The organism is Flavobacterium eburneipallidum (assembly GCF_027111355.2).
Taxonomy (GTDB): Bacteria; Bacteroidota; Bacteroidia; order Flavobacteriales; family Flavobacteriaceae; genus Flavobacterium; species Flavobacterium eburneipallidum.
On sequence record NZ_CP114291.2, the window covers coordinates 1,219,751 to 1,244,088 of the forward strand.

Consider the following 24,338-nt stretch of genomic DNA (forward strand, 5'->3'; position numbering starts at 1 on the left):
AGCACAATTTGTTAATAACTTATCTTTTTTGTTTATAAACCTAGGTAAAATCTTTAAAAATAATCAAAAAATACCCGCTTTATAGGGGTTAATAAGCTTTTGCATCGGCTGAAAATGCGACTCCATTAAGCAATTCCGAGGTCTTCATCTTCTTTTTTCCAGGGAATTGTATGCTCAATACCTCAATAAATCCATCTTGTACAGCAATTTTCATTTCTTTTTTGGTACAAATCAATTGTCCAATATCATAATTATGCCCTTCTAAAGTCAATTTTGTTTCGTGTATTTTTACATTCCACTCTTCGTCTTTATCACTAATAAAACACCAAGCGCATGGATATGGACTCAACCCACGAATCAAATTATAGATTTCAACGGCTGGTTTTGTCCAGTCAATTTTGCAGTTTTCTTTGTTTAATTTGTAGGCTGTTTTTATTTCAGGGTTTTCTGTTTGGATAATTGTAGTAAAATTTCCTTTTTCAATCAATGCCAAAGTTTCTATAACAGTTTCGCTTCCTAAACTCATTAATCGATCATGTAATTGTCCTGCATTTTCCTCTGGAGTAATTTCAGTTTCCGAACTTAAAATCATCGCACCTGTATCTATTTTATCATCGATAAAAAAAGTAGTAACTCCTGTTTTTGTATCGCCATTAATAATAGCCCAGTTTATGGGAGCCGCTCCACGATAATTAGGTAATAAAGATGCGTGTAGGTTGAATGTTCCTAATTTGGGCATTCGCCAAACTACTTCTGGTAACATTCTGAAAGCAACAACAATTTGAAGATTGGCATTTAACGCTTTCAATTCTTCTAAAAAACTTTCGTCTTTTAAGTTTGTTGGCTGTAATAAATTAAGATTATTAGCCAGTGCATATTCTTTTACTGCTGAATATTTTATTTTTTGACCACGACCTGCGGGTTTATCTGCTGCCGTGATAACGCCTACTACATTATAATTGCTTTTGATTATGGTGTCTAGAATGCCAACGGCAAATTCAGGAGTCCCCATAAATACGATTCGTAATTGCTCCATTATATTTTTAAAGTAAATTTATTATTGGGTTGAATGGCAATTTTATTGTGTTCCAATAAATTTTGCAACGCAAAGATAACATCGTCTTCGCTGTTTTTAGTCAGGAATTGAATTTCTCTCGAATTCAATTCCTGTGTTTTTAATAATTCTAGGATTTTTTTTGGAATCAAAGTAGTGTCGTTAGATTTCTTTTTATTGGAAACGCAATACGAACAGATACCACAATCAGTTTCAGTTTTCTCGCCAAAATAATCCAGAATCAATTTGCTTTTGCAAACTTTCTTCTCGTTTATATAATGCAAAACCGATTCGAATTGAGTTACTTTTTGTTTGTTTTGCTTTTCTAAATATTTCGAAACTCTGTTGATGGTTAGTTCGTCTTCTCGAATTTCATTGAAAATAATCGTAGCATCATTGCCTTTTTTATGATAGTCAATAATATTTCGCTCTTGTAATTTGTCGAGAATAGTATGAATTTGTGCTTCATCAGCATTTGATTTCTTGGCAATCAAGGATAAATTAATAGCTGTTTGCGATTCGTAAATTCCAGGATAGGTACGAAGCAAAGCCAAAATAACAGGTTCTTCATTGGTATTCAAACTTATATATCGAATAACTTCTTTGGATTCGATGATAAATTGTATGGTGATTTTTTCGGAATATTCTTGTGACAAACTCAAAACACCTTGACGATCTAAAAACTGAATGGCATTGAATGTTTTTACCGTTGGAAATTGATATTTCTGGCAAAAATGATTCAGATTGAATGAAAATTGCTCATCAATTCCTTCGCCATAAGCAATCCTAAAATAAGTGCATAATTTGATATACACTTGGGTAAGGAATTTTTTATCGGGTAATACGTTGATGAATTGACTTTCAGCCTGTACTTTATCCGATGGACTAGTCAGAATAATTCCAAATGCTTTGGCCTCATTTCTACCTGCACGACCTGCTTCCTGATAATAGCTTTCCATACTTTCAGGCAGATGAACGTGAATAACCGTTTTTACATTGGCTTTGTCAATCCCCATCCCAAAAGCATTGGTGGCAACCATAATTTGTGCTTCTTCATTCATCCAAAGGCTCATGTTTTTTTCTTTCTCTTTAGCAGATAATCCGCCGTGATAAAAAGTAGCTTTGAAACCCAAAGATTGTAATTGCGAAGCAGTATCCGAACAGGATTTTCTATTTCGAACATATATTATAGACGGTTGCGGATTTTTTTTCAGAATTTGCTCCATTCGATAGAGTTTGTCTTCGACTTCAAAAACCATATAAGCAATGTTTTTTCTAGCAAAAGATTTCTGAAAAAGTACTGGTTCATCCAATTTCAATTGAAGAATAATATCGTCCAGAACGGTTTTGGTAGCCGAAGCCGTCAATGCCAAAAAAGGGATTTTAGGAAAATGGATTTTTAACTGGGCAATTTTCAAATAAGCGGGACGAAAATCGTGACCCCATTGCGATACACAATGTGCTTCGTCTATGGCAATTAAATTGATGGGTAAATTTTTGATTCGTTCTAAAATCCAATCCGATTGCAAACGTTCAGGTGATAAATACAAGAATTTATAATTACCAAATTCACAATTATCCAAAAGATTAATCATTTCGTCCGATTGAATGCCGCCTGTCAATGCAATCGCTTTGATACCGAGTTCATGCAAACGTTGTACTTGGTCTTTCATCAAAGCAACCAAAGGCGAAATAACCAAACAAATTCCGTTTTTCATCAAAGCGGGAACCTGAAAACAAATTGATTTTCCACCGCCAGTTGGCATCAAACCAAAAGTATCTTTTCCATCCAAAACCGAATGGATAATCTCGTCTTGTGGCGATCTAAATGCGTCGTGCTTCCAGTATTTTTTAAGTATAGCTAATGCTTCTTGCATTTTAGATTGAAGTTTAGTGCTAAATTTGCTCTAATATAAATAAAATTCTATTATCTACAGTTCCTTTTGGAACTTCAATCAGCTCGTAGCCATAATTTTTGTAGGTTGCAGTAAGATGGTTTTGAATGAGTTTGGCTTGCTCAAAATTTTCATAACGTTCAGCATCGCTTACATATATTTCCTCCCAAGGCGGAAGAATAAAGATTTTGGAGTATTGGTATTCTCGACAAGCCAAATCGAAATGAGCGGGATAACTGTCGCCAATGTAATCCATATAAGCAACAACATCAGGAATTCCACGGTCGATAAAAACTATTTCGTGAGGTTCGTTTTGTGCATTTTCGAATTGCTTTTTTCTGCCTTCTAATAATAATTCGCTGAATAATAAAGGGTTTTCAAGAAATAATTGATCGATGCCTTGTTGTTTGGCTTCTAAAGTTACTTGTCGGGAAATTTCAGGATAACAACAAAAACCTTTGTCAATTAATCCATCGATGAGAGTACTTTTTCCAGTTCCAGGTCCGCCTATAATTACTATGATTTCTTTGCTCACTTTTTTCGAATAAAGCGCAAATTTACCTAAAGTTATTCGTATTCCGAAAAATTATATTTGCAGAAAGTTTCTGCAATCTAAAATCTACATTCTAAAATCTAAAATGTTATTTCAAAACTGTATATTTGCTTTTATTTTTTATTTTCAAGGATGGATAAGAACACTCAAGAATTTTATGATCGGTTAAAGGTGGAGTTGGATGCAAGCAATACTTGGCCAGCTAATTATTTGTACAAATTTATTGTTCCTTCTGTAAATGACAACGTTTTGCGTGTAGAAGAAGCTTTTAATTGTATGGGAGCAGTAATAAAAACGACCAAATCCAAAACCGGAAAATTTACAAGTATTTCTGTTGATGTTACTGCCAAAGATTCTCAAGAAATAATAGATAAGTACATTGAAGTTTCTACAATCGAAGGAATTATTTCTCTATAAATTTTAAAAAAAAAAAAAAAAAACTCAATCAAGCAATTTTAGAAGAAAGATTGCTTTTCAAACAGGCACGTTATTGGTGCCTAAATAATTCAAAAATATGACTCCAAAATATATAAAAGAAAACTCAAATGACGTTGTCTTCAATTTAGAATACAATGCCGAAAGACCGCATTTGATTATTCCAGAATACGGTCGTCATTTGCAAAAATTGATTGACCAAGCTACTGCCATAGAAGATAGAGAAGAGCGTAACAAAGCCGCAAAATACATCATTCAGGTAATGGGAAGTTTGAATCCGCATTTGCGTGATGTACTTGATTTTCAGCACAAACTATGGGATCAGCTTTTTATAATGTCTGATTTTAAATTGGATGTAGAATCGCCTTATCCGGTGCCAACTCGTGAGGTTTTACAATTGAAACCCGATGTTTTGAAATACCCACAAAATTTTCCGAAGTACCGATTTTATGGTAACAATATCAAATATATGATTGATGTTGCCAATAAATGGGAGGAAGGCGAAATGAAAAATGCGTTGGTCAAAGTAATCGCTAATCACATGAAAAAATCGTATTTGAGTTGGAACAAAGACACGGTTAAAGACGATGTAATTTTTGAACATTTATACGAATTATCAGGTGGGAAACTAAATTTGTTGCAAAGTACAGAAGAGCTTTTAACAACGACAGATTTATTGCGTACGAATAAGAGAGTTTCTAATAAAATTACACCTCCTGGTCAGCCAAAAATACAAAGTAATAAAAATGCCAAGTCAGGTAAGCCAAATCCTGCACATAAAAATCAAAATAGAAAACCAACTAATTAAAAATTTAGAATTAAAAATTAAAAATCCTCAATAGGGTTATAATTTTTAATTCTAAATTTTTAATTTTTAATTTAAAAAAATATGGGAATTTTTAAAATCGAAGGAGGCGTTAGCCTAAAAGGCGAAATCACGCCACAAGGAGCAAAAAATGAGGCATTGCAAATACTGTGTGCTGTATTATTAACTCCAGAAAAAGTAACTATCAACAATCTTCCAGATATTATTGACATCAATAAACTGATTACTCTTTTAGGAAATTTAGGGGTTAAAATTCAAAAAAATGGACCTGGCTCTTATACATTTCAATCCGATGATGTAAATGTTGGTTATTTAGAAACTGAAGCCTTCAAGAAAGAAGGTGGAGCATTAAGAGGGTCCATTATGATTGTTGGACCACTTTTAGCTCGTTTTGGAAAAGGATATATCCCAAAACCAGGAGGAGATAAAATTGGACGCAGAAGATTAGATACTCACTTTGAAGGTTTTATCAATTTGGGTGCAAAATTCCGTTATAATAAAGAAGATCATTTTTATGGAGTAGAAGCAACCGAAGGATTGACAGGAACAGATATGTTATTGGACGAAGCTTCGGTTACAGGAACAGCAAATATTGTTATGGCTGCTGTTTTGGCAAAAGGAACAACAACTATTTATAATGCTGCTTGCGAACCTTATTTGCAACAATTGTGCAAAATGATGAATGCCATGGGAGCAAAAGTTTCGGGCATTGGATCCAATTTATTGACTATCGAAGGTGTAGAAAGTCTTGGAGGTTGTACTCATACTATTCTTCCAGATATGATCGAAATAGGAAGCTGGATCGGACTAGCGGCCATGACTAGAAGCGAAATAACCATTAAAGATGTTAGTTGGTCTAATTTAGGAGTTATTCCAAGTGTTTTCAGAAAACTAGGAATCACTTTAGAAAAAAGAGGCGATGATATTTATATTCCAGCTCACAAAGATGGTTATCAGGTAAAAACCGACATAGACGGTTCGATTCTTACCATTGCTGATGCGCCTTGGCCAGGATTTACTCCCGATTTATTGAGTATCATTTTGGTTGTGGCAACACAATGCAAAGGAGATGTATTGATTCATCAAAAAATGTTTGAAAGCCGTTTGTTTTTTGTTGATAAATTGATTGATATGGGCGCCAAAATTATCTTGTGTGATCCACATAGAGCCGTAGTTATTGGTCATGATTTCAAATCACAACTAAAAGCAACAACCATGTCTTCGCCAGATATTAGAGCAGGAATTTCTTTGTTGATTGCAGCACTTTCAGCAAAAGGAACCAGCACCATTCAAAATATCGAGCAAATTGACAGAGGTTATGAAAGAATTGACGAACGATTGAGAGCTATTGGAGCGAAGATTGTGAGAGCTTAGTAATTTCAATAAATAGCAAATTCCACAGATTGGCACAGATTTTTAATTTGTGAAAATTTGTGGAATTTGTGTTTAAAAATAATTAAAATGACAAACGAGCAAACAGCCATAAAAGCTACTTATTTTAGCATATTTGGGAATATTTGCATGGCATTAATCAAAGGATTGGCTGGTTTTTTTGGTAATTCTTATGCTTTGATTGCAGATGCCATCGAATCTACAACTGATATTTTTGCTTCGTTTTTAGTCTTATTTGGAATCAAATATTCTAACAAACCTGCCGATGAAAATCATCCTTACGGACACGGTAGGGCAGAACCTTTGATTACTTTTTTGGTGGTGGTTTTCCTGATTACATCGGCAACTATTATCGCTTACGAAAGTATTATCAATATCCAAACTCCTCACGATTTACCAAAACCGTGGACGCTCATCATTCTTGGAGCAATAATTATCTGGAAAGAATATTCTTTTCGGATAGTGATGAAAAGAAGTCTTGAAACCAATAGTTCGTCATTAAAAGCCGATGCTTGGCATCATAGAAGTGATGCGATAACATCGGTTGCGGCATTTATTGGGATTTCTGCGGCTTTGTTTTTAGGAAAGGGCTATGAATCTGCTGATGATTGGGCGGCACTTTTTGCAGCAGGATTTATTTGCTACAACAGTTATTTGATTTTTAGACCAGCTCTTGGAGAAATCATGGACGAACATCTGAACGATGATTTAATTATCGAAATCAGGAAAGTAGCGCAAGAAGTAAACGGAGTAGTCAATACCGAAAAATGCTTTATTCGAAAAGCAGGAATGAAATACCATGTGGATTTGCATGCCATTGTCAACGCGAATCTTACGGTGAGAGAAGGTCACGAAATAGCGCATCATCTTAAAGATACTTTGCGAGCAGCAATCCCTGAACTGGGTCATGTTTTAATTCATATTGAACCAACGGCTTATTAATATATTATTTTAGATATAAAAAGTCGGGACAAAATTTAAAAATTTGTCCCGATTTTATTTATAATTATTGAGGTCTATTACAAAAACGATTGTATCGCCAATTCGTAACTTCTCATTCCAAAACCAAGAATAACACCTTTGGCATTTCCTGAAATATAAGATTGGTGACGGAAACTTTCTCTTGAAAAAGTATTCGAAATATGTACTTCTACAACAGGAGTTGAGATTCCTTTTACCGCATCGCCAATACCGATTGAAGTATGCGTATAAGCACCAGCATTCAAGATAATACCATCATAAGTAAAACCAAATTCCTGAATTTTATTGATCAATTCGCCTTCAACGTTGCTTTGATAATAAGTGAATTCTATTTGCGGAAATTTTTCTTTCAAAGAATTGAAATATTCTTCAAAAGTGAGTGAGCCATAAATTTCGGGTTCACGTTTTCCTAATAAGTTGAGGTTTGGTCCGTTGATAATACTAATCTTCATAAATATAATTTTCGTAAAAATAAAAAAACCGTTCCAATTTAGAACGGTTTTCATATACATATTGCTTTTATTTTTTTAAAACAGAAGTCCTGCTGAAACTTGTACGACTGAATTTTTGTATTCTGCATCTGGAGATACATCAGTTAGTCCTAAAACATATCTGCCTTGAATAAATAGGTTTTTGGTAATTTTAAGACCTAGTCCAGCAGCAGCTCCAAATTCAAAAGTTTTAGAATCTGCTGGATTAAATTTGTCTTTTTCGCTTAACAAAAAGGAGGCTTGAGGCCCTAATTCTAAACTAAAAGAATCGCTTAAATATATTTTTGCCAAAACAGGAATCGCAATATAGCCCAATTCATTTTTAAACTCTTCTCCAACATTTTCGTAACTCGCCCCTTGAGTTGTGTATAACAGCTCGGGTTGTATTGCAAATTTGTCTAGAAGTTTGATTTCGGCAACCAATCCAGCGTGATAGCTTGTAATGGCATCAGTTTGAATTTGTGTACCATTCAAATTGGCGTAATTTAATCCTGCTTTTACTCCAATTTGTAAGGTTTGTGCTTTTGTACTAAATGAGATAGCAATCAATAGGGTAGTAATTAAAAGTGTCTTTTTCATAATTGTATAATTTAGGGTTGTTTTTATAACGTTAGAATTGTTACATTATTGTATTTACTAGTATTGCGGGTTGTTTATGATTATTAATATGTTATTTTTTATTATTATTTGAGATTATAATGATAATTTAAAGTCATTATTTTATTAATTATTTAAAACTGTTAATAAAATTGTTAACAACTATACTTTGTATTAAAATTCGCATTCCATTTAATTTCTAATTTAGTTTTACAATTAATTTTAACTAAACAAACATGAAAAAAATTATTTTAACAGCTATTGCAGTATTTGCTATTACAAATGGGTATTCTCAAGAAGAGGGTAAATTTAGAGTAGGTTTAGATTTGGGTTATACCGTGCCATCTAATGGAGGTGGAGGTATTTTATTTTCTTTAGAACCTAAATATAATCTAAAAGATAATATGAATGTAGGTTTGCGTATAGGAGCAGCAGCAATGGTTCGTGATATTAATACCGATGGGGAAACTACAAGTGCTAAAGTTTCGGCTAATGGTTCTTACGTAGGTACTTATGATTATTATTTCAATAATTCTGGAAGCTCTTTTGTCCCTTATATAGGAGGAGGAGCTGGATATTATTCTATTGCAAATGTTGAGTTTGATGATGTTGATGAATCTTCCTCAAGTACTTCATTGGATGCTAGCGGTAAAATGGGTGGTTTAATAAGAGGTGGATTTGAATGGGGTAAATTCAGAATGGGAATTGAATATAATTTAGTTCCAAAATCAGAATTGCAAGATATGTCAGGATCAAAAATAGGAAATGTTTCTAATTCATATTTAGGAATCCATTTAGGTTTCTATGTAGGAGGAGGAAAATGGGGTAGATAATTTTTTTCCAAAAAAAGGTAAACCACGCAATTTGCGTGGTTTTTTTATGCCTAAAAATACCGTTACTTTGCATTATGAATTGGAAATCGGATATTAAAAATTATCAATCGTATCTAAAAATAGAAAGAGGTTTGTCGAAAAATACTATTGACAATTATTCTTTTGATATCGAACGCTTATGTCTTTTCTTGGACGAAAATCAAATAGTGGTTTCACCAATAAAAATAGGCGAAGAAACCCTTCAACAATTCATTTACAGTGTTTCTAAAGAAGTAAATCCTCGTTCGCAAGCCAGAATTATTTCAGGACTAAAAAGTTTTTTTAGCTATTTAATTTTCGAAGATTATAGAGTTGACAATCCAATGGAATTGATAGAAACGCCCAAAACAGGCAGAAAACTTCCAGATACTTTATCTGTAAAAGAAATTGACGCTTTGATTGCTGCAATAGATTTGAGTTCTAATGAAGGCGAAAGAAACCGAGCGATGTTAGAAACACTTTATGGTTGCGGACTTCGGGTTTCAGAATTAGTTTCCTTGAAAATTTCTGATTTGTTTTTTGAAGAAGGCTTTATTAAAATTACTGGAAAAGGGAATAAACAACGCTTTGTTCCTGTTGGGGATTTGACCCAAAAATACATTCAAATTTACAAAGATACTGTTCGAACGCATCTGAATATAAAAAAAGGGCACGAAGATACTTTGTTTTTGAATAGGAGAGGAAGTCAGTTGACACGAGCAATGGTTTTTACTATAATCAAAAATTTAGCTACTGAAATTAATTTGAAGAAAAGTATTAGTCCACATACTTTGCGTCATTCTTTTGCAACGCATCTTCTCGAAAATGGTGCCGATTTACGTTCCATTCAATTAATGTTAGGACACGAATCCATAACTACTACAGAAATTTATGTGCATTTGGATAGAAGGTATTTAACCGAAGTAATTAATAATTTTCATCCGAGGAGATAGTAATCAGTGGTTAATCAAACTATTTTAATACCATCATAAATATCAATTAATTGCATTTCAATATCAACAGTTGCAATGCTAAAACTTTGTTCGATAGTTTTGTATTCTGTCAATTGCCAGCTGTTATCTGCATTCCGAATGAATTTTTCAACCATAATACGTTCCGAATCAATCAAGATGTATTCTTGCAAAGAATCTATTTCTCGGTACAAAGTAAATTTTTCTCCCTTATCATAATTTCTAGTCGATGGCGAAAGAATTTCGATAATTACTGATGGATTGGTTATGGTATCAAATTTGTCATCGGTAGTTTCTATTTCGCCACAAATAATGCTGATGTCGGGATAAGTAAATAAGGTATTTTTGGGAATATGAACTCTTAAATCACTCCCAAAAGGTTGGCATTTTTTACCTTTCAATTTGCTACCAATGTCTGAAAATGAATTAGAAAAAATCTTGTTATGTGTAATCGAAGCACCACTCATGGCAAAAATTTCTCCTTTGAAATATTCGTGTTTTTCTACAGCCAAGCGTTCGGCTTCTAAATAGTCTTTTTGGCTAATGTAAAGTATTTCAGGAAGTCCCATATTTAGATAGTTTAAAACAAAGTTAGTCTAAATTTATAAATTACAATAAAAAAATCCAACTGGCGAATGTTTAGAATTTTATATCTATCACAAAAAAAAGCATTTCAGAAAGATTCTGAAATGCTTTTGTATTTTGATTGATCTTCGAATAAACGAATAACCAAATAAACGATTAAACTTTACTTAGCAATATTCACCGCTCTAGTTTCTCTAATCACTGTTACTTTAACCTGACCTGGATAAGTCATTTCGGTTTGTATTTTTTGTGAAATTTCGAAAGATAAAGTAGCTGCATTATCATCAGAAACTTTTTCACTTTCCACAATTACACGAAGTTCTCTACCAGCTTGAATGGCGTAAGCATTTTTTACTCCGCTAAATCCGTAAGCTACTTCTTCAAGATCTTTCAAACGTTGGATGTAAGAATCTAAAACCTGTCTTCTTGCTCCTGGTCTTGCTCCTGAAATCGCATCACAAACTTGGATAATTGGCGATAATAACGATTTCATTTCGATTTCGTCGTGGTGTGCTCCAATGGCATTGCAAACTTCTTCTTTTTCGCCATATTTCTCCGCCCATTGCATTCCTAATAAAGCGTGAGGTAAATCACTTTCGGTATCTGGAACTTTACCAATATCGTGTAACAAACCAGCTCTTTTGGCTAGTTTTACATTCAATCCCAATTCAGCAGCCATGATTCCACAAAGTTTAGAAACTTCGCGAGAGTGCTGTAGTAAATTTTGTCCGTAAGATGAACGGTATTTCATTCTACCCACCACTTTTATTAATTCCGGATGTAAACCGTGAATTCCTAAATCGATTACGGTACGTTTACCCACTTCTATGATTTCATCGTCAATTTGTTTGGTAGTTTTAGCTACTACTTCTTCAATACGAGCTGGGTGAATTCTTCCGTCGGTTACTAATTTGTGCAAAGACAAACGAGCAATTTCTCTACGAACAGGGTCAAAACACGAAAGGATAATAGCCTCTGGAGTGTCGTCAACAATGATTTCAACTCCAGTTGCAGCTTCAATAGCTCTGATGTTTCTACCTTCACGACCAATGATTCTACCTTTTACATCATCGGATTCGATGTTGAAAACAGATACACAATTTTCTACAGCTTCTTCTGTTCCAACTCTTTGGATGGTGTTTATAATGATTTTCTTCGCTTCTTGTTGAGCGGTTAATTTTGCTTCTTCAATAGTATCTTGAATGTGCGACATGGCCTCGGTTTTGGCTTCTGCTTTCAAACCTTCAATCAATTGATTTTTGGCATCTTCAGTAGATAAACCAGCAATCACTTCTAGTTGTTGTAAGTGGCTTTTGTGTAATTTATCAACTTCTACTTGTTTCTTTTCTAATGATTCTATTTTTGAGTTGTATTCAATTGTCTTGTTTTCGAATTCGTCGTTTATTTTTTTAGCTTTGGATAGTTCGTTTGAAACTTGTGATTCTTTGTCACGAATTCTTTTTTCTACTTCAGCCATTTTTTGATCACGAGAAAGTATCACTTGTTCGTGTTCGGCTTTCAATTCGATAAATTTTTCTTTTGCTTGAAGAATTTTATCTTTTTTGATGTTTTCGGCTTCTTGATTGGCTTCTTTTAGTATGGAAGCAGCTTCTTTTTTTGCGCTCTTAATCAGATTAGAAATATTGCTTTTTTCTATTATTTTAGCGATACCAAAACCTGCTGCAATGCCTACGATTCCTGAAATAATTATTGTTAAAATGTCCATGGTTAATTAAAATTTATATATAAAAAAAGCCTACATTAGATTGCTTGTATAAACTCGGAAATACAAGTTTTGAGCTAACTCGCTGTTCAAGCTTCCAAACTGAATTGGCTTGCTATAGTAACGATGATTTGCTCATTCTAAATTGTTAGTGTTGAGTTTACCAAATATGAACTAATGTAGGCAGTATCCTAGTTATTGTAAAGAACGTATTTTATTTATCGAGATATTGATCTAAAACCGCATTGATTTTCTTGATTCTTTCAATGGTTTCGTCACCGTTTATGGTGTTATCAATTTGTTTTTGTTCTACTTGAGAGGCAAATTGTAAAGCACACATGGCTAACACATCTTGCTTGTCACGAACGGCATAATTTTCTTCAAATTGCTTAATCATGATATCAATTTTTTTCGAAGCACTTCGCAGTCCTTCTTCTTGAGACATGTCAACCGTCAAAGGGTAAACCCTGTCCGCAATCGATATTTTAATTTTAAGCTTTTCGTCCATATTTTTTACTAATCTGATAGCTGTGCTATGCAGTAATCAATTTCACGAATTAATGAATTTATTTTAAGCTTTGTATCTCTTTTATTATCGTCACTGCCTAATAATGCGTTGGCAATTTTAAGTGTTTCATACTTTGATTTCAATTCTTCGATTTCACGAGATTGATTTTGTATGATAGTTGCTGCTTTTGATAATTCTGTTTTTAAATCTTGATTGTTTTGCTCTAAACTATTTATTTTCGTAAAAAGTTTTCCAATCTTATTTTCAAGAGTATCAATTATTTCTGCAATTACACTCATAATATATCCTACGTATTACATAATCTTACAAAGTTAGTATTCCTTTTTAGTAATGCAATATTTTCTTCATTTTTTTGCATTAAATTATTTAATTAACTGAATATTAGTTGTTTGAAATTTAATGTTTTTTTTATTAATAGCTTTCTTTTATCTTAGCGAAAAACCTAATTCTATGAGATTTTATTTACTTACTTTATTGTTTTGCAGTGCTCTTTTTGCGCAAGTCGATTATCCAAAAGATTATTTTCGATCACCACTAGATATTCCAATGCAGTTGTCGGGCAATTTTGGCGAGTTACGTCCGAATCATTTTCATGCCGGATTTGATTTGAAAACCTTGCAAAGAGAAGGGTTAAATGTTTATGCCGTTGCAGACGGATATATTTCAAGAATCAAAATTTCGACTTTTGGAAACGGAAAAACATTGTATATCACTCATCCTAATGGCTATACTTCCGTGTATGGACATTTGCAAAGAGCAACAGATTCTATCGAAGATTTTATTAAAAAAACGCATTATAAAGAACAGTCTTTTGAAATAGAAGTTTTTTTAAAACCAGGTCAAATGATGGTAAAAAAAGGACAACGCATTGCGCTTTCTGGAAATTCTGGTGCTTCTGAAGGGCCACATTTGCATTTTGAATTCCGAGATAATGTCACCGAATTTATTATCAATCCTATGCTTTTTGGTTTTGATAAAAATTTGAAAGACAGCAAGAAACCTATTTTATCTAGTATTTATGTTTATCCGTTGGATGATGTAACGGTGGTCAATCAATCCAAACGACCTTTGATGCTGAATTTGAAATTGCAAAAAGACGGAACTTATCTAGCTGATCCTGTTTTGGCCAATGGAAAAATAGGTTTTGGAATTAACGCTTTCGATTATGATGATGTTTCGTTTAACAAAAATGGAGTCTATAAAGTGCAGTCTTTTTATAATGGAACGCCTAGTTTTGGTTACCAATTCGATACCTATTCTTTTGACGAAATGCGTTACATCAATGCGCTGATTGATTACCCAAGATACAAAACAACTCAACAAAGAGTGCAAAAACTGTTTATGAAAACGCCGTATTTGTTAAGCATCATTAAGTCTGATTTTAATTATGGAGTTCTAACAATGAGTCCTAATTTGACTTCAACTTATCGTATTGAAGTTTCTGATTTTTATGGAAATAAAACGCTGGTTTCTGTGCCAATTCAATATCAATTATCTTCAGCAATAGTTCCGCAAGAGCCAGTGGTTTCAAAATATTGGGTGAAGGCAAAAAAAGATTCTAATTTCGAGAAAGATAATATGTCGGTTTTTTTTCCAGCCGGAACTTTTTATAATGATTTCAATTTGAACTTCGATGTGCAAAATGATACTTTGTTTTTAGACAAAGACACCACTCCAGCACATTCTAATTTCACTATTACAATTGAAGACAAAAAATACACCGAAGTCCAAAGAGAAAAATTATACATCGCTACGATTAATGGTGCAAAAAGAGGGTACAATTATACTTCTAGAAAAGATAATGTTTTTACAACCAAAGTAAAAACATTAGGAAAATATGCTTTGGTTCTTGACGAAACTCCACCAAAAATCACAATAGCAAAACCAATTGAAGGAAAATGGTTGACGAATCAAAAATCGATTCAATTCAGTATAAGCGATGATTTATCAGGTATAAAATCGTATAATGGTTATCTAAACGGAAAGTGGGCATTATTCGAATACGATAATAAAACCCGAAAAATAACTCACAATTTTAGCGACGGAATCGTGGCTGAAGGCTCAAATGATTTAAAAATAATTGTCCTAGATAATTTAGGGAATTCTACTATCTTTGAAACTCGTTTTTTTAGAAGTCAAAAACCATAAAAATCAAATTCCTTGGGTTTACATAAAATAATACTTGTTTTCTTTTTTTTCTGTTTCGGGTTGGTAGCAACTGCTCAATCGGCTAAAGTTAAAGGAGTTGTTTTAGATAAAAATAATCAGTCTGTTGCCAATGTAAATGTAAGTTGCAAAGGAAATGCTACTCAAACGAATATCAACGGATATTACAATATCACAGTTCCTGCAAACCAAAAAGTAGTGCTAACTTTTTCGCATATTTCCTTGAAAAAAGTTACGGTTACATTGACTTTAAAACCAAATGAAGATTACGAATTCAATTTGGTGATGAACGATCGAGACGAGCAAATGGGGGAAGTGGTTATTACTTCAACTAATAAAAAAAGGGTTCAAGGAATTACGACTATCGAGCCAGAAACGATTCGGAAAATTCCTGGAGCCAATGCTGGTGTGGAGAATATTTTGAAATCGCTGCCTGGGGTTAATTCCAATAACGAATTGAGTACGCAATATGCCGTTCGTGGTGGAAATTATGATGAAAATTTGGTTTATGTAAACGAAATTGAAGTCTATCGTCCGTTTTTGATTCGTTCGGGTCAGCAAGAAGGATTGAGTTTTACCAATACGGATTTGGTTCAAAACATTGATTTTTCGGCGGGAGGTTTTCAGTCCAAATATGGCGATAAGTTATCCTCGGTGTTGGATATAACGTATCGAAACCCAACACAATTTGGAGCTGTTGCCGAGGCTAGTTTTCTGGGAGCAAGCGTGGCTGTTGATGCGGTTTCTAAAGATAAAAAATGGTCGCAAGTTTCAGGAATTCGTTACCGAAATAATTCGCTTTTGGTGAATAGTCAAGACACAGAAACCAATTATACACCTATGTTTATTGATTTCCAAACCAATGTCAATTTCAAACCTTCGGACAAATGGGAGTTTAGTTTCTTGGGAAATATTTCTCAAAATGATTACCAATACCAACCCTTAACACGTCAAACTAATTTTGGAACTATCGATAATCCAATGGCGTTATTGGTTTTTTATGAAGGACAGGAAAAAGACAAATACACGACTTATTTTGGAGCCGTAAAATCTACTTATACGGCTTCTGAAAGAGCTACTTATAAATTGATTGCTTCGGCGTATCACACCCAAGAGCAAGAACATTTTGATATTCTTGCTCAATATCGTTTGGGCGAAGTAGATGCGGACAGTAGTTCAGACACCTTTGGCGATGTAGCTTTTACGAGAGGAATCGGTTCGCAATTGAATCACGCTCGAAATGATTTGGATGCTTTAATCATCAACACCGAATTAAAAGGAATTTATAATTTCAAGAAGAACCAATTGGAATGGGGAGTCAAATTTACTCGCGAATCCATTCGAGATCGAGTAATTGAGTGGGAAGTAATCGATTCTGCTGGGTTTTCTATCAATCCGCCTAGAGATTTTTTACCAGTTAAGAATGAACCTTATGAAGTTTATACAGGGCCATTAGTTCCGTATCAAAATGTAAGAGCGACTAATTTTGTTGACATCAATCGATTTTCTGGTTATGTGCAATGGAGCAGTAAAGGTTATATTGGTAGTAACGAAATTTGGTTAAATGCTGGAGTTCGTTCCCAAAGTTGGACTGTTTCTGGTGATGGAATTGAGAGTGCAACGCAATTTACTTTTAGTCCAAGAGCGCAAATTTCTTTGAAACCCAATTGGAGTAAGGATATGTTTTTTCGACTTTCGGGTGGATTGTACCATCAGCCACCGTCGTATCGTGAGTTGAGAGATACGGATGGAGTTGTCCAAGCGGATGTAAAAGCACAGCAATCGGTTCATATTGTTTTGAGTAATGATTATAGTTTCAAGATGTGGAATCGTCCTTTCAAAATGGTTTCTGAAATTTATTATAAATCATTGACTGACGTGAATACTTATACTTTAGACAATGTTCGAATTCGTTACGCAGCAACTAATTTGGCAAAAGCGTATGCGCAAGGATTTGATTTTAGACTGAACGGAGAATTTGTTCCCGGAACCGAATCTTGGTTTAGTTTTGGGTATTTAAAAACAGAAGAAAATAGTCAAGGCAAAGGCTATATCTCAAGACCAACCGACCAAAGATTGAAATTTGCGCTTTTGTTTCAGGATTATATGCCTAGAATTCCGAGTATAAAATTATACCTGAATTTGGTTTACAATACAGGATTACCCGGAGGTTCGCCATCATACTCTGATCCTTATTTATACCAAAATCGTTTGAATGATTACCGTCGTGCCGATGTTGGTTTTTTCAAAGTTTTGATTGATGAACAAAATCCTTCTGCAAAAAGATGGTTACAACCTTTCAAAGAATTGGCTATTGGTGTAGAAATTTTTAATCTTTTCGACAACCAAAATGCGATTACCAATACTTGGGTTCGTGATGTGTATTCCAAAAATCAATACGCCATCCCGAATTATATGACCACACGAGTTTTTAATGTGAAGGTGAATATGAGGTTTTAATGGGAATCATAAAGAAACATAAACGAATTTATTATAGACCCGGAATGATCTCCTTGGTCTTTATTCCTTTGTTGTGTTTGTGGTTTTTTTGTAAAAATGATTCTTTTAAGGTTTATTCACTATTTAATTTAATGTATGTTGAAGAATCTGTATTTATTGAAAACAATGTTCCTAATATAAGAAAATACAGAAACTTTAATTTTAATAATTCTGAAATAATTGAACATAATAAATTGAATCAATTACAAGTTTCTTTAAGAAAATTAAAGTTAGAAAATGATACAATTAATGGTATTAAGATTCATTTTGGGAACAAAGCAAATTATGCTGTTTTTGTAAAAGTCCTAGATATTATAACAATAGAAAGTATGCCAGTTTATTGTCCTTATAAAAATGATATTTGGGTTTTTGTTCCTGCTCCTAAAAAACCTGTAGCTGTACAAAACAATACACAACCAGTACAAATGTATGAATGTGTTTCAGGCAGAATGAGCAAAGAAGATGAATTAAGATTTGAAGCGGAAAAAGAAAAAAGAGAATTTGAATTAAAGATTGATGTTATTAAAAAGCATTGGATGTTGTATCTTGGTTATTTTGGAATTGTACTTCTTAATATTTTTACTTTGATAAAGTTTAATAGAAGTAAAACAATTCACTAAACTCTATATCAAAGTATCACTCTCCAAATCTGATTTTTCAATAGTGAAATCAAAACCCAATTGTTCTACTAATTGAATCACAAAGTTTTTTTACAACAGTTTTAAAAGCTTATCGGTATATTTTTTAATAATTTTTTTGGATCAACTAAATTAATTTTCATCAATTGCAGAATTACAAAATCAGCACTAGTTTAGTATTGAAAAAACTTGAGTTGAATGAAGTTTCATGTTTCTAATAAAAAAAGAAAGGGATCAAATTCCAAAGAATTCTCTCCCTTCCCAACCAAATTACTATTGTTCAGATAAAAAAATATTTTTTTCGGAAATTAATCAGTTCAATAAGGAACTGCATAAAATCCAGTACTAAAAATTTATTTAACTATTATTTTTGTTGTCAATCCTGTTTTTAAACTTTTGAGAATATAAATCCCATCAGATAAATCGTTGATAGCAATTGTTGTTTCCAGATTAGTTGTTTCAATTTGTTTTACAACAATTCCTGTGATACTAATGAATGCTACGGTATCATTTTCAACAACTGATTTTAGTGTTATTTTATTTTTACCAACTGTTGGATACACATAAAACAAATTGGTTTTTTGCGCATATTCATTTACAGCCAGAGTTCCGTTTTGTCTATCGGTTATTTGCTTTACAATGTTATTGATGTAAACTTCAATATTGGTATATCCTGTGTCAAGTGTTTTCAAGTTACCATCGGTAGCACTGGCAGGATTCAATCCTTTCTCTGTTTCCCAAACATCTGGCATACCATCATTATCCGTATCGACAGGTGCAACTTCTGTTGGCAATTCTGGCCATCCACCAGCTGCTGATTGCGTATCGATGTATCCATTTGTGCTTCCGTTACCGCCATTCATAATAGATGCTGTTCCAGATCGGGTATCATCAACCGCTCTTTTATCAACTGCATCTCTGTATAAACTTGCTCCTACATTATCTAAAACTAGTTCATAAGCATTGGTTGCGGTATGGGTTGTAATTTCGCCTGGATTGTGTGGTGCATTGATTTTCATTGCTATTTTATCGTCATTGCTAACGGGAAGCTGACTGCCGTGAAACTGGTTATACACTCCATAAGTCCAATTGTCTTGGGTAGCACGAGTGGAACCATTTACAAAATTTCCATCGACATATAATTTCCCCCAAATTCCGTAAAGAGGTGATGTCGGGTCCAAATTTCTACCAGTGGACAGAATCCTTTCCTTGGTAGAATTAGAAGTTCCTGGGCCTGGTTTCCAATAGTTGTTTACCAAATTTACATTCATTGCATCTCCACCATAACAACTATTACCTCCCCAATTGTAGATAACATTATTTCGAATGTCTAACAATCCCTCTAAAGGCACAGTTCGAGTTGCATATTCTCCAAGTCTTGGGTTTCTGCTATCGTGATGAGCCAACAAATTGTGATGAAAAGAAGCTTTCATACCTCCCCAAATCCCTCCATAACCATGCGCACCTTTATCGTGAACTGAATTGCGAAGACTTTCTGAAAGAATACTCCATTGTAAGGTGAAATTTTTATTTTCGTAAAACGAGGCGCATTCATCCGTTGACCAGCTCACTGAACAATGATCAATAATAATATCCTGCTGAAAACGTGCTCCAAGTGCATCATTTTCTACATTCTGCTCATCGCCCATTCTAAAGCGCAAATAACGTAGAATAACATTATTTCCTCTTATCGTAACATTATAATCTCGCAAGCAGATACCGCCTCCAGGTGCTGTTTGCCCCGCAATGGTAATGTTGTCGGTAATGCCCAATTCACTTTGTAGTTTAATCGTTCCTGATACTTTGAAAACAACAATTCTAGGTCCAGTCTGATTTATTGCAGCACGAAGCGAACCTGTGCCTGAATCATTCAAATTAGTTACATATATAACCCTTCCTCCACGGCCACCAGTAACGTATTTGCCATAACCTTCCGCTCCCGGGAAAGCTGGGGTTTCTTTATTATTTGTCCCAGCTGTTCCCCAAAAAGCATACAATACCTGATTGCCAGTTGTAGTTGTTTCAATTTTTTTTATCGTATTTGGGATTGTCGGCGAGGTTGACCATCCGTAGAAGGTGTAACCCATCAAAGTTGGAACAGGCAAAGTTGATGAAATTCCTTCGGTGTATGCTGTTGGAGTCAAACCTGTTAATATTGAACCATCAATTGAGTTTAGATATGAAATACTATAGGTGTTAACCGCTTTAAATTCTGCTACATAAGTAACATTTGAAGCTATAGCAAAAGTAACCGGATTAGCTGTCGAAACAGGATTTCCGTTAGCATCTACCCATCGAACGAAATTGTAACCAAAATTAGCTGTTGCCGTTAGACTTATTTGCGTTCCATCAACAAATTGACTGCCTAATTGATTCGAAGTTATTGTACCCGATGCAGCAGGACTTACATTGGTCGTTAAACTATAGGAGACTGCGGAGGCATTGGTAATTTTTTCAAAATAATCAAAATTGCCTACATAGTTATTCCCTGTGACAGGTTTAAATACGAAATACAAATCATGTGTACCTGTTGTTTGGGCTATGCTAACAGGGATAATTTGATATGTTGTCCAGTTTCCAGTGGAAGTAGTATTGATGTTGGCTGTACCAATTAAAGTACCATTAACGGCATCTATTCTTATTTCAACAGTTCCAGCCAAAGTCCCAATAGTTGGCGACCCAGTTTGTGTTCTACTGGCAGCTGCAATATCAAAACGGGTATCATATTGATTAAAGACGTGTCCTGTGAATTTAATCCAATATCCATTTCTACAATTTCCTATATTCTTACCGCCAGAAAGAGCAGTATTAGTTTCTATAGATACTCCATTAAAATCATTATAATTTTCGGCCTCGATTCGCTGAATGGTTTGCGAAAACCCTATTACTGAAAAGAATATCAGTAACAGGGTAATAGAAAATTGTTTTTTCATTTCAGTCTAGTTTTTGATCACTTTCACGTTATAAATAACTCCTTCTACGCTTTTCAAGCTAACAATATAAATGCCTGAATTCAAATTGCTTAAATCTACAGAACGAGTCGTTGGCAAAACGCCTGCTTTTAGCTTTTGTCCTTGCATTGAATACACATCATAATTTAGACTTCCAATTCCTTCAGGCAATGTTAGATTCACAACACCATTTGTAGGGATTGGATACGCACTCACGCCATTAGATACTTTGATTGATTCTAATCCTAAAGTACTGATGGTTCTTTTAGCACTCAAACCACCATATTCACTAACTGCTTGTACCGCATATTCGTGTTGTCCGCTTGCTGAAGTATCTACATAAGTGGCATCAGTTGTAATTGCTAACACCTTATTATCTCTAGTCACGACATAACAAATAGCATATTTATTGTCATCCCATTTAAGAGTATTGTTTCCAAGATTAGAAAGATTCGCTGGTGCTTCAACTTGTTCTACCACTAAACGCGGATTCCATTGGTCTGTTCCGGAAAGAACATTTTCTATGGTATATTCGTCTGCCTGTGCTTTGGTCAAAACTGGATTGTAATTTCCTGTTTGAGGCACACTATTTACATTAAAAACATTGGTTCTATTAGCAGTATTAATAGCTACTCCATTACCATTCACACTATTGTATTCTGCAAAAAGTGCTGGTACCGTTCCCATGCTTGCCCAACCTTGAGTGTTAGGTTCGTTGATCATCGTGGTATTCAAATAAACTGCTCTTGGAGCATTTTGCCAAGGACGTCCCAAATAATATCCAGAAACTGCAGTAATGGTATTGTTGTTGAAAATATACCCGTAAGGATCGGTGGCATTATGAAGTGGAGCGACAATATACCCCTCTGCAACAGAAACCAATTTACATTCTTCAAACCAATGTGTTCCACCTCCACAAATAAAATCTACATCACCTTCGATGGTTGATTTGTAATAAAAACTTCTGTTACCACCTGTAACTTGAGTGTCTTGTTTGCTTCTGAGTCTAATTCCGTTATACACATTTCTGTCTCCCGCAGGATTAAGTGCTGGTCTTTGTCCAGAAGTTGTAATTCCGTCTTTATGCTCAATGGTTATATTTTCCATATACAAATCATTGGCTTCGATGGAGAGAACGGCGTTTTTTAAACCCCATCCTGGATTTCCTTGAAGAATTACATCCTTTGATTGGGCAATCAGGGAAACATTATTTTTGCCTGCAGGAAGTTGAAGCACTATCCCTTGAGGATTGGTTCCATCACCACCTAAATTATAAGTTCCGTTGGTAATCAACACCAAAAATCTCGTTGATGAATTAGAGGGTGCTTTAGTAAATGCTTCGGCAATAGTTTTTACATATTTTCCTGAAGCTATTTGGTCAACAGTAGCATTGGCATCCACAATTAAATCAAAATTACGTTTAACGGCAATTGGTTTTTCCATTGTTTTAAATGACAAACTAACCATAGCTGCATCATTATTGGAAAGATCGCGAACAAAGCCTGCTGGTAAACTAAAGGTATATTGTTTGTTGTATTCTAAACCGTAATAACTGAATTTTACCGTTTTATTTACAAATTCTGCATTCAAATTTTTACCATCAAGAGTTGCTTGCCCAGTTCCAAATTTTACTTTTTCATCATAAGTCAGGATAATGTTTCCACTAGCACCAACGGTTGTTGCAGCTGCAACAGGAAGGGTTGATTGAAGTACCGGAGCAATAGCATCCGTAACCAAAACTTCTTCCGCCGTGACCATAACGTTAGATACTACCGTTGCTGTTACGTCTATAGCGTTTCCGTGTTTTGGTCCAGTTACATTAGGAAACCATCTGAGATACACTTTTGTTTTTCCTTCTGCTTCCACTGGCAATATTCCTCCAATTGAAGTGATTGAGCTTGAATTTATGGTAGTTAAGCTGGAAACATTTACAAAGTTTGTACCGTCAAGCGAATATTGCAAAGTCCATTCGTCGCAACCATAATAATAACCGATGAGTCCCGAGGACACATTAATGTTTTTGTATCCAACCGTTGAGAAAGACGTCATAAAATAAAAGAAATCTCCTCTAATGGTATTCCATACACAAAACCCGTTTCTTCCGCCTCTATTCAAAACCCTCACGTTGGGAGTTACGATATTGTCATTGATGTTATACGCAAACAACTGTGGCCTGTTGTCAACATTGGAGTATAATTCAGCAATCCTAGGATGAGCATATTGGTCAGTCTTGAATGTCCATCCCGCTATAAAAGACTGGTTGTCATAAGTTCCTGTGATGCTCTTGTTGGCATCCATTGTTAATGTGGTACTCAAAGCGGTGGAGCCATCCGACCAATTACTGAATTTAACAATGTCATTTTCAATGGCCGTGATGGTCACATTTGTTCCAGCTTCATAAACAGAGAAAGCCCCATCCTTGCCGGCAGGAGAAACCGAATATTCTCCTAATCCAAATGCACCTGCAGTATTCACGGTCAAATTATAAGTGCTGACTGCTGCATATTCCGCCACCAAAGTTGTATTGGAAGTAATCGTAAATGTATAAGGATTGGCCGTTGAAACCTGTACTCCATTGCCATCTACCCAACGAGTAAAATTATACCCAAAGTTCTTGTTTGCTGTTAATGTTACCGCGGTTCCTTGATTTAATGTGCTGCCCCCAGGATTCGAACTAATTGTTCCTGATGCAGCAGGGCTGACATTGGTGGTCAAAGTGTAAGTAATTGCTGTGGGATCATTAGTCACTTTTTCGAAATAATCTAAATTGAATAAATAACCTGTGTTTGTTGGATGTTTAAAAACTAGGTACAAATCGTGTGTACCCGTCGTTGAGGTAATTGAAGTTGAAAACTTTTTGTAATCGCTCCATCCTGTACTCCCAGATACTGTTGCAGTTCCTATCAAAGTTCCGTCAGCAGCGTCCAGTCTAAATTCTATCGTTCCTCCAGTAGTTCCAGAAGCCGTAGCAGTGAAAGTGGCATCGTATTGGTTAAACACGTGTCCTGTGAATTTAATCCAAGTATTATTTCTAATATAACCCACGTTTCCGCCTCCTGAAAGAGATGCATTCGTTTCGGCTCTTGCCCCAGAAGCCGTATTAAAAGTTTCGGCCTCAATCTTTTGAGTGGTTTGTGAAAAACCCATTGCTGAAAAAAGCATCAGCAACAAAAACATAAGGTATTGTTTTTTCATTTTCAT

General features: G+C 34.6%; 20 protein-coding genes. 9 read left to right on the forward strand and 11 right to left on the reverse strand.

Going from position 1 to position 24,338, the window contains the following annotated elements; genetic code table 11:
• Positions 1 to 88: 88 nt before the first annotated feature.
• From fmt to OZP15_RS05000, 3 genes are read right to left on the reverse strand one after another with little or no spacing between them, the layout of a single operon-like run.
• Complete coding sequence (fmt, locus tag OZP15_RS04990; RefSeq protein WP_281337188.1) at positions 89 to 1,036, reverse strand: methionyl-tRNA formyltransferase; 948 nt, start codon at positions 1,034 to 1,036, stop codon at positions 89 to 91.
• Positions 1,036 to 2,931, reverse strand: a complete 1,896-nt coding sequence (locus OZP15_RS04995; RefSeq protein WP_281337189.1) for a RecQ family ATP-dependent DNA helicase — start codon at positions 2,929 to 2,931, stop codon at positions 1,036 to 1,038. The genes fmt and OZP15_RS04995 overlap by 1 nt, the downstream gene beginning before the upstream one ends.
• A gap of 19 nt (positions 2,932 to 2,950) precedes the next feature.
• Positions 2,951 to 3,484 (reverse strand): AAA family ATPase, encoded by a 534-nt coding sequence (locus OZP15_RS05000; RefSeq protein WP_269227398.1) that lies wholly within the window; start codon positions 3,482 to 3,484, stop codon positions 2,951 to 2,953.
• A 150-nt stretch (positions 3,485 to 3,634) separates the two neighbouring features.
• On the opposite strand from OZP15_RS05000, the gene OZP15_RS05005 reads away from it, so the two are divergent.
• The 4 genes from OZP15_RS05005 (at position 3,635) to OZP15_RS05020 (ending at position 7,097) form a co-directional block, all read left to right on the forward strand.
• Entirely contained in the window at positions 3,635 to 3,919 is a 285-nt protein-coding gene (locus OZP15_RS05005) for a DUF493 family protein (RefSeq protein ID WP_269227399.1), read from the forward strand.
• Positions 3,920 to 4,016: 97 nt separating this feature from the next.
• Entirely contained in the window at positions 4,017 to 4,745 is a 729-nt protein-coding gene (locus OZP15_RS05010; RefSeq protein WP_269227400.1) for a DUF4290 domain-containing protein, read from the forward strand.
• 81 nt (positions 4,746 to 4,826) lie between these two features.
• Positions 4,827 to 6,137: a UDP-N-acetylglucosamine 1-carboxyvinyltransferase gene (gene murA, locus OZP15_RS05015; RefSeq protein ID WP_269227401.1), complete on the forward strand. Its 1,311-nt coding sequence runs from the start codon at positions 4,827 to 4,829 to the stop codon at positions 6,135 to 6,137.
• An 87-nt stretch (positions 6,138 to 6,224) separates the two neighbouring features.
• The gene (locus tag OZP15_RS05020) at positions 6,225 to 7,097 is read left to right on the forward strand and encodes a cation diffusion facilitator family transporter (RefSeq protein ID WP_269227402.1); all 873 of its coding nucleotides are present in this window, start codon (positions 6,225 to 6,227) and stop codon (positions 7,095 to 7,097) included.
• Positions 7,098 to 7,174: 77 nt separating this feature from the next.
• Here OZP15_RS05020 and aroQ read toward each other — a convergent pair whose 3' ends face one another.
• Together aroQ and OZP15_RS05030 are read right to left on the reverse strand one after the other, a co-directional pair.
• A complete protein-coding gene (gene aroQ, locus OZP15_RS05025) occupies positions 7,175 to 7,588 on the reverse strand; it encodes a type II 3-dehydroquinate dehydratase (protein ID WP_269227403.1) in 414 nt (137 codons plus the stop codon).
• 75 nt (positions 7,589 to 7,663) lie between these two features.
• The gene (locus OZP15_RS05030; RefSeq protein WP_281337190.1) at positions 7,664 to 8,206 is read right to left on the reverse strand and encodes a porin family protein; all 543 of its coding nucleotides are present in this window, start codon (positions 8,204 to 8,206) and stop codon (positions 7,664 to 7,666) included.
• 254 nt (positions 8,207 to 8,460) lie between these two features.
• On the opposite strand from OZP15_RS05030, the gene OZP15_RS05035 reads away from it, so the two are divergent.
• Positions 8,461 to 9,057 carry an outer membrane beta-barrel protein gene (locus OZP15_RS05035; protein ID WP_269227405.1) on the forward strand — a complete coding sequence of 199 codons (597 nt, stop codon included), beginning with the start codon at positions 8,461 to 8,463 and terminating at the stop codon, positions 9,055 to 9,057.
• A 74-nt stretch (positions 9,058 to 9,131) separates the two neighbouring features.
• Positions 9,132 to 10,028 (forward strand): site-specific tyrosine recombinase XerD, encoded by an 897-nt coding sequence (gene xerD, locus OZP15_RS05040; RefSeq protein ID WP_269227406.1) that lies wholly within the window; start codon positions 9,132 to 9,134, stop codon positions 10,026 to 10,028.
• Positions 10,029 to 10,042: 14 nt separating this feature from the next.
• On the opposite strand, the gene OZP15_RS05045 is transcribed toward xerD, so the two are convergent.
• The 4 genes from OZP15_RS05045 to OZP15_RS05065 form a co-directional block, all read right to left on the reverse strand.
• Positions 10,043 to 10,615: a Uma2 family endonuclease gene (locus OZP15_RS05045; protein ID WP_269227407.1), complete on the reverse strand. Its 573-nt coding sequence runs from the start codon at positions 10,613 to 10,615 to the stop codon at positions 10,043 to 10,045.
• Positions 10,616 to 10,794: 179 nt separating this feature from the next.
• Entirely contained in the window at positions 10,795 to 12,357 is a 1,563-nt protein-coding gene (rny, locus tag OZP15_RS05050) for a ribonuclease Y (RefSeq protein WP_281337191.1), read from the reverse strand.
• Positions 12,358 to 12,568: 211 nt separating this feature from the next.
• Complete coding sequence (locus tag OZP15_RS05060) at positions 12,569 to 12,862, reverse strand: cell division protein ZapA (protein WP_269227408.1); 294 nt, start codon at positions 12,860 to 12,862, stop codon at positions 12,569 to 12,571.
• An 8-nt stretch (positions 12,863 to 12,870) separates the two neighbouring features.
• Positions 12,871 to 13,161 (reverse strand): hypothetical protein, encoded by a 291-nt coding sequence (locus OZP15_RS05065; RefSeq protein WP_269227409.1) that lies wholly within the window; start codon positions 13,159 to 13,161, stop codon positions 12,871 to 12,873.
• Positions 13,162 to 13,333: 172 nt separating this feature from the next.
• Here OZP15_RS05065 and OZP15_RS05070 point away from each other — a divergent pair, with 172 nt between their 5' ends.
• The 3 genes from OZP15_RS05070 to OZP15_RS05080 all read left to right on the forward strand — a co-directional run bounded on the left by OZP15_RS05070 (position 13,334) and on the right by OZP15_RS05080 (position 18,168).
• Positions 13,334 to 15,031, forward strand: coding sequence for a M23 family metallopeptidase (locus tag OZP15_RS05070; RefSeq protein WP_281337192.1), 1,698 nt, complete (start codon positions 13,334 to 13,336; stop codon positions 15,029 to 15,031).
• A 12-nt stretch (positions 15,032 to 15,043) separates the two neighbouring features.
• Entirely contained in the window at positions 15,044 to 17,509 is a 2,466-nt protein-coding gene (locus OZP15_RS05075; protein ID WP_281337193.1) for a TonB-dependent receptor, read from the forward strand.
• Between the two features lie 131 nt (positions 17,510 to 17,640).
• A complete protein-coding gene (locus tag OZP15_RS05080) occupies positions 17,641 to 18,168 on the forward strand; it encodes a hypothetical protein (protein WP_269227410.1) in 528 nt (175 codons plus the stop codon).
• 371 nt (positions 18,169 to 18,539) lie between these two features.
• On the opposite strand, the gene OZP15_RS05085 is transcribed toward OZP15_RS05080, so the two are convergent.
• The gene (locus OZP15_RS05085) at positions 18,540 to 21,119 is read right to left on the reverse strand and encodes a carbohydrate-binding protein (RefSeq protein ID WP_281337194.1); all 2,580 of its coding nucleotides are present in this window, start codon (positions 21,117 to 21,119) and stop codon (positions 18,540 to 18,542) included.
• A 6-nt stretch (positions 21,120 to 21,125) separates the two neighbouring features.
• Complete coding sequence (locus OZP15_RS05090; RefSeq protein ID WP_281337195.1) at positions 21,126 to 24,332, reverse strand: pectinesterase family protein; 3,207 nt, start codon at positions 24,330 to 24,332, stop codon at positions 21,126 to 21,128.
• Between the last annotated feature and the right edge of the window lie 6 nt (positions 24,333 to 24,338).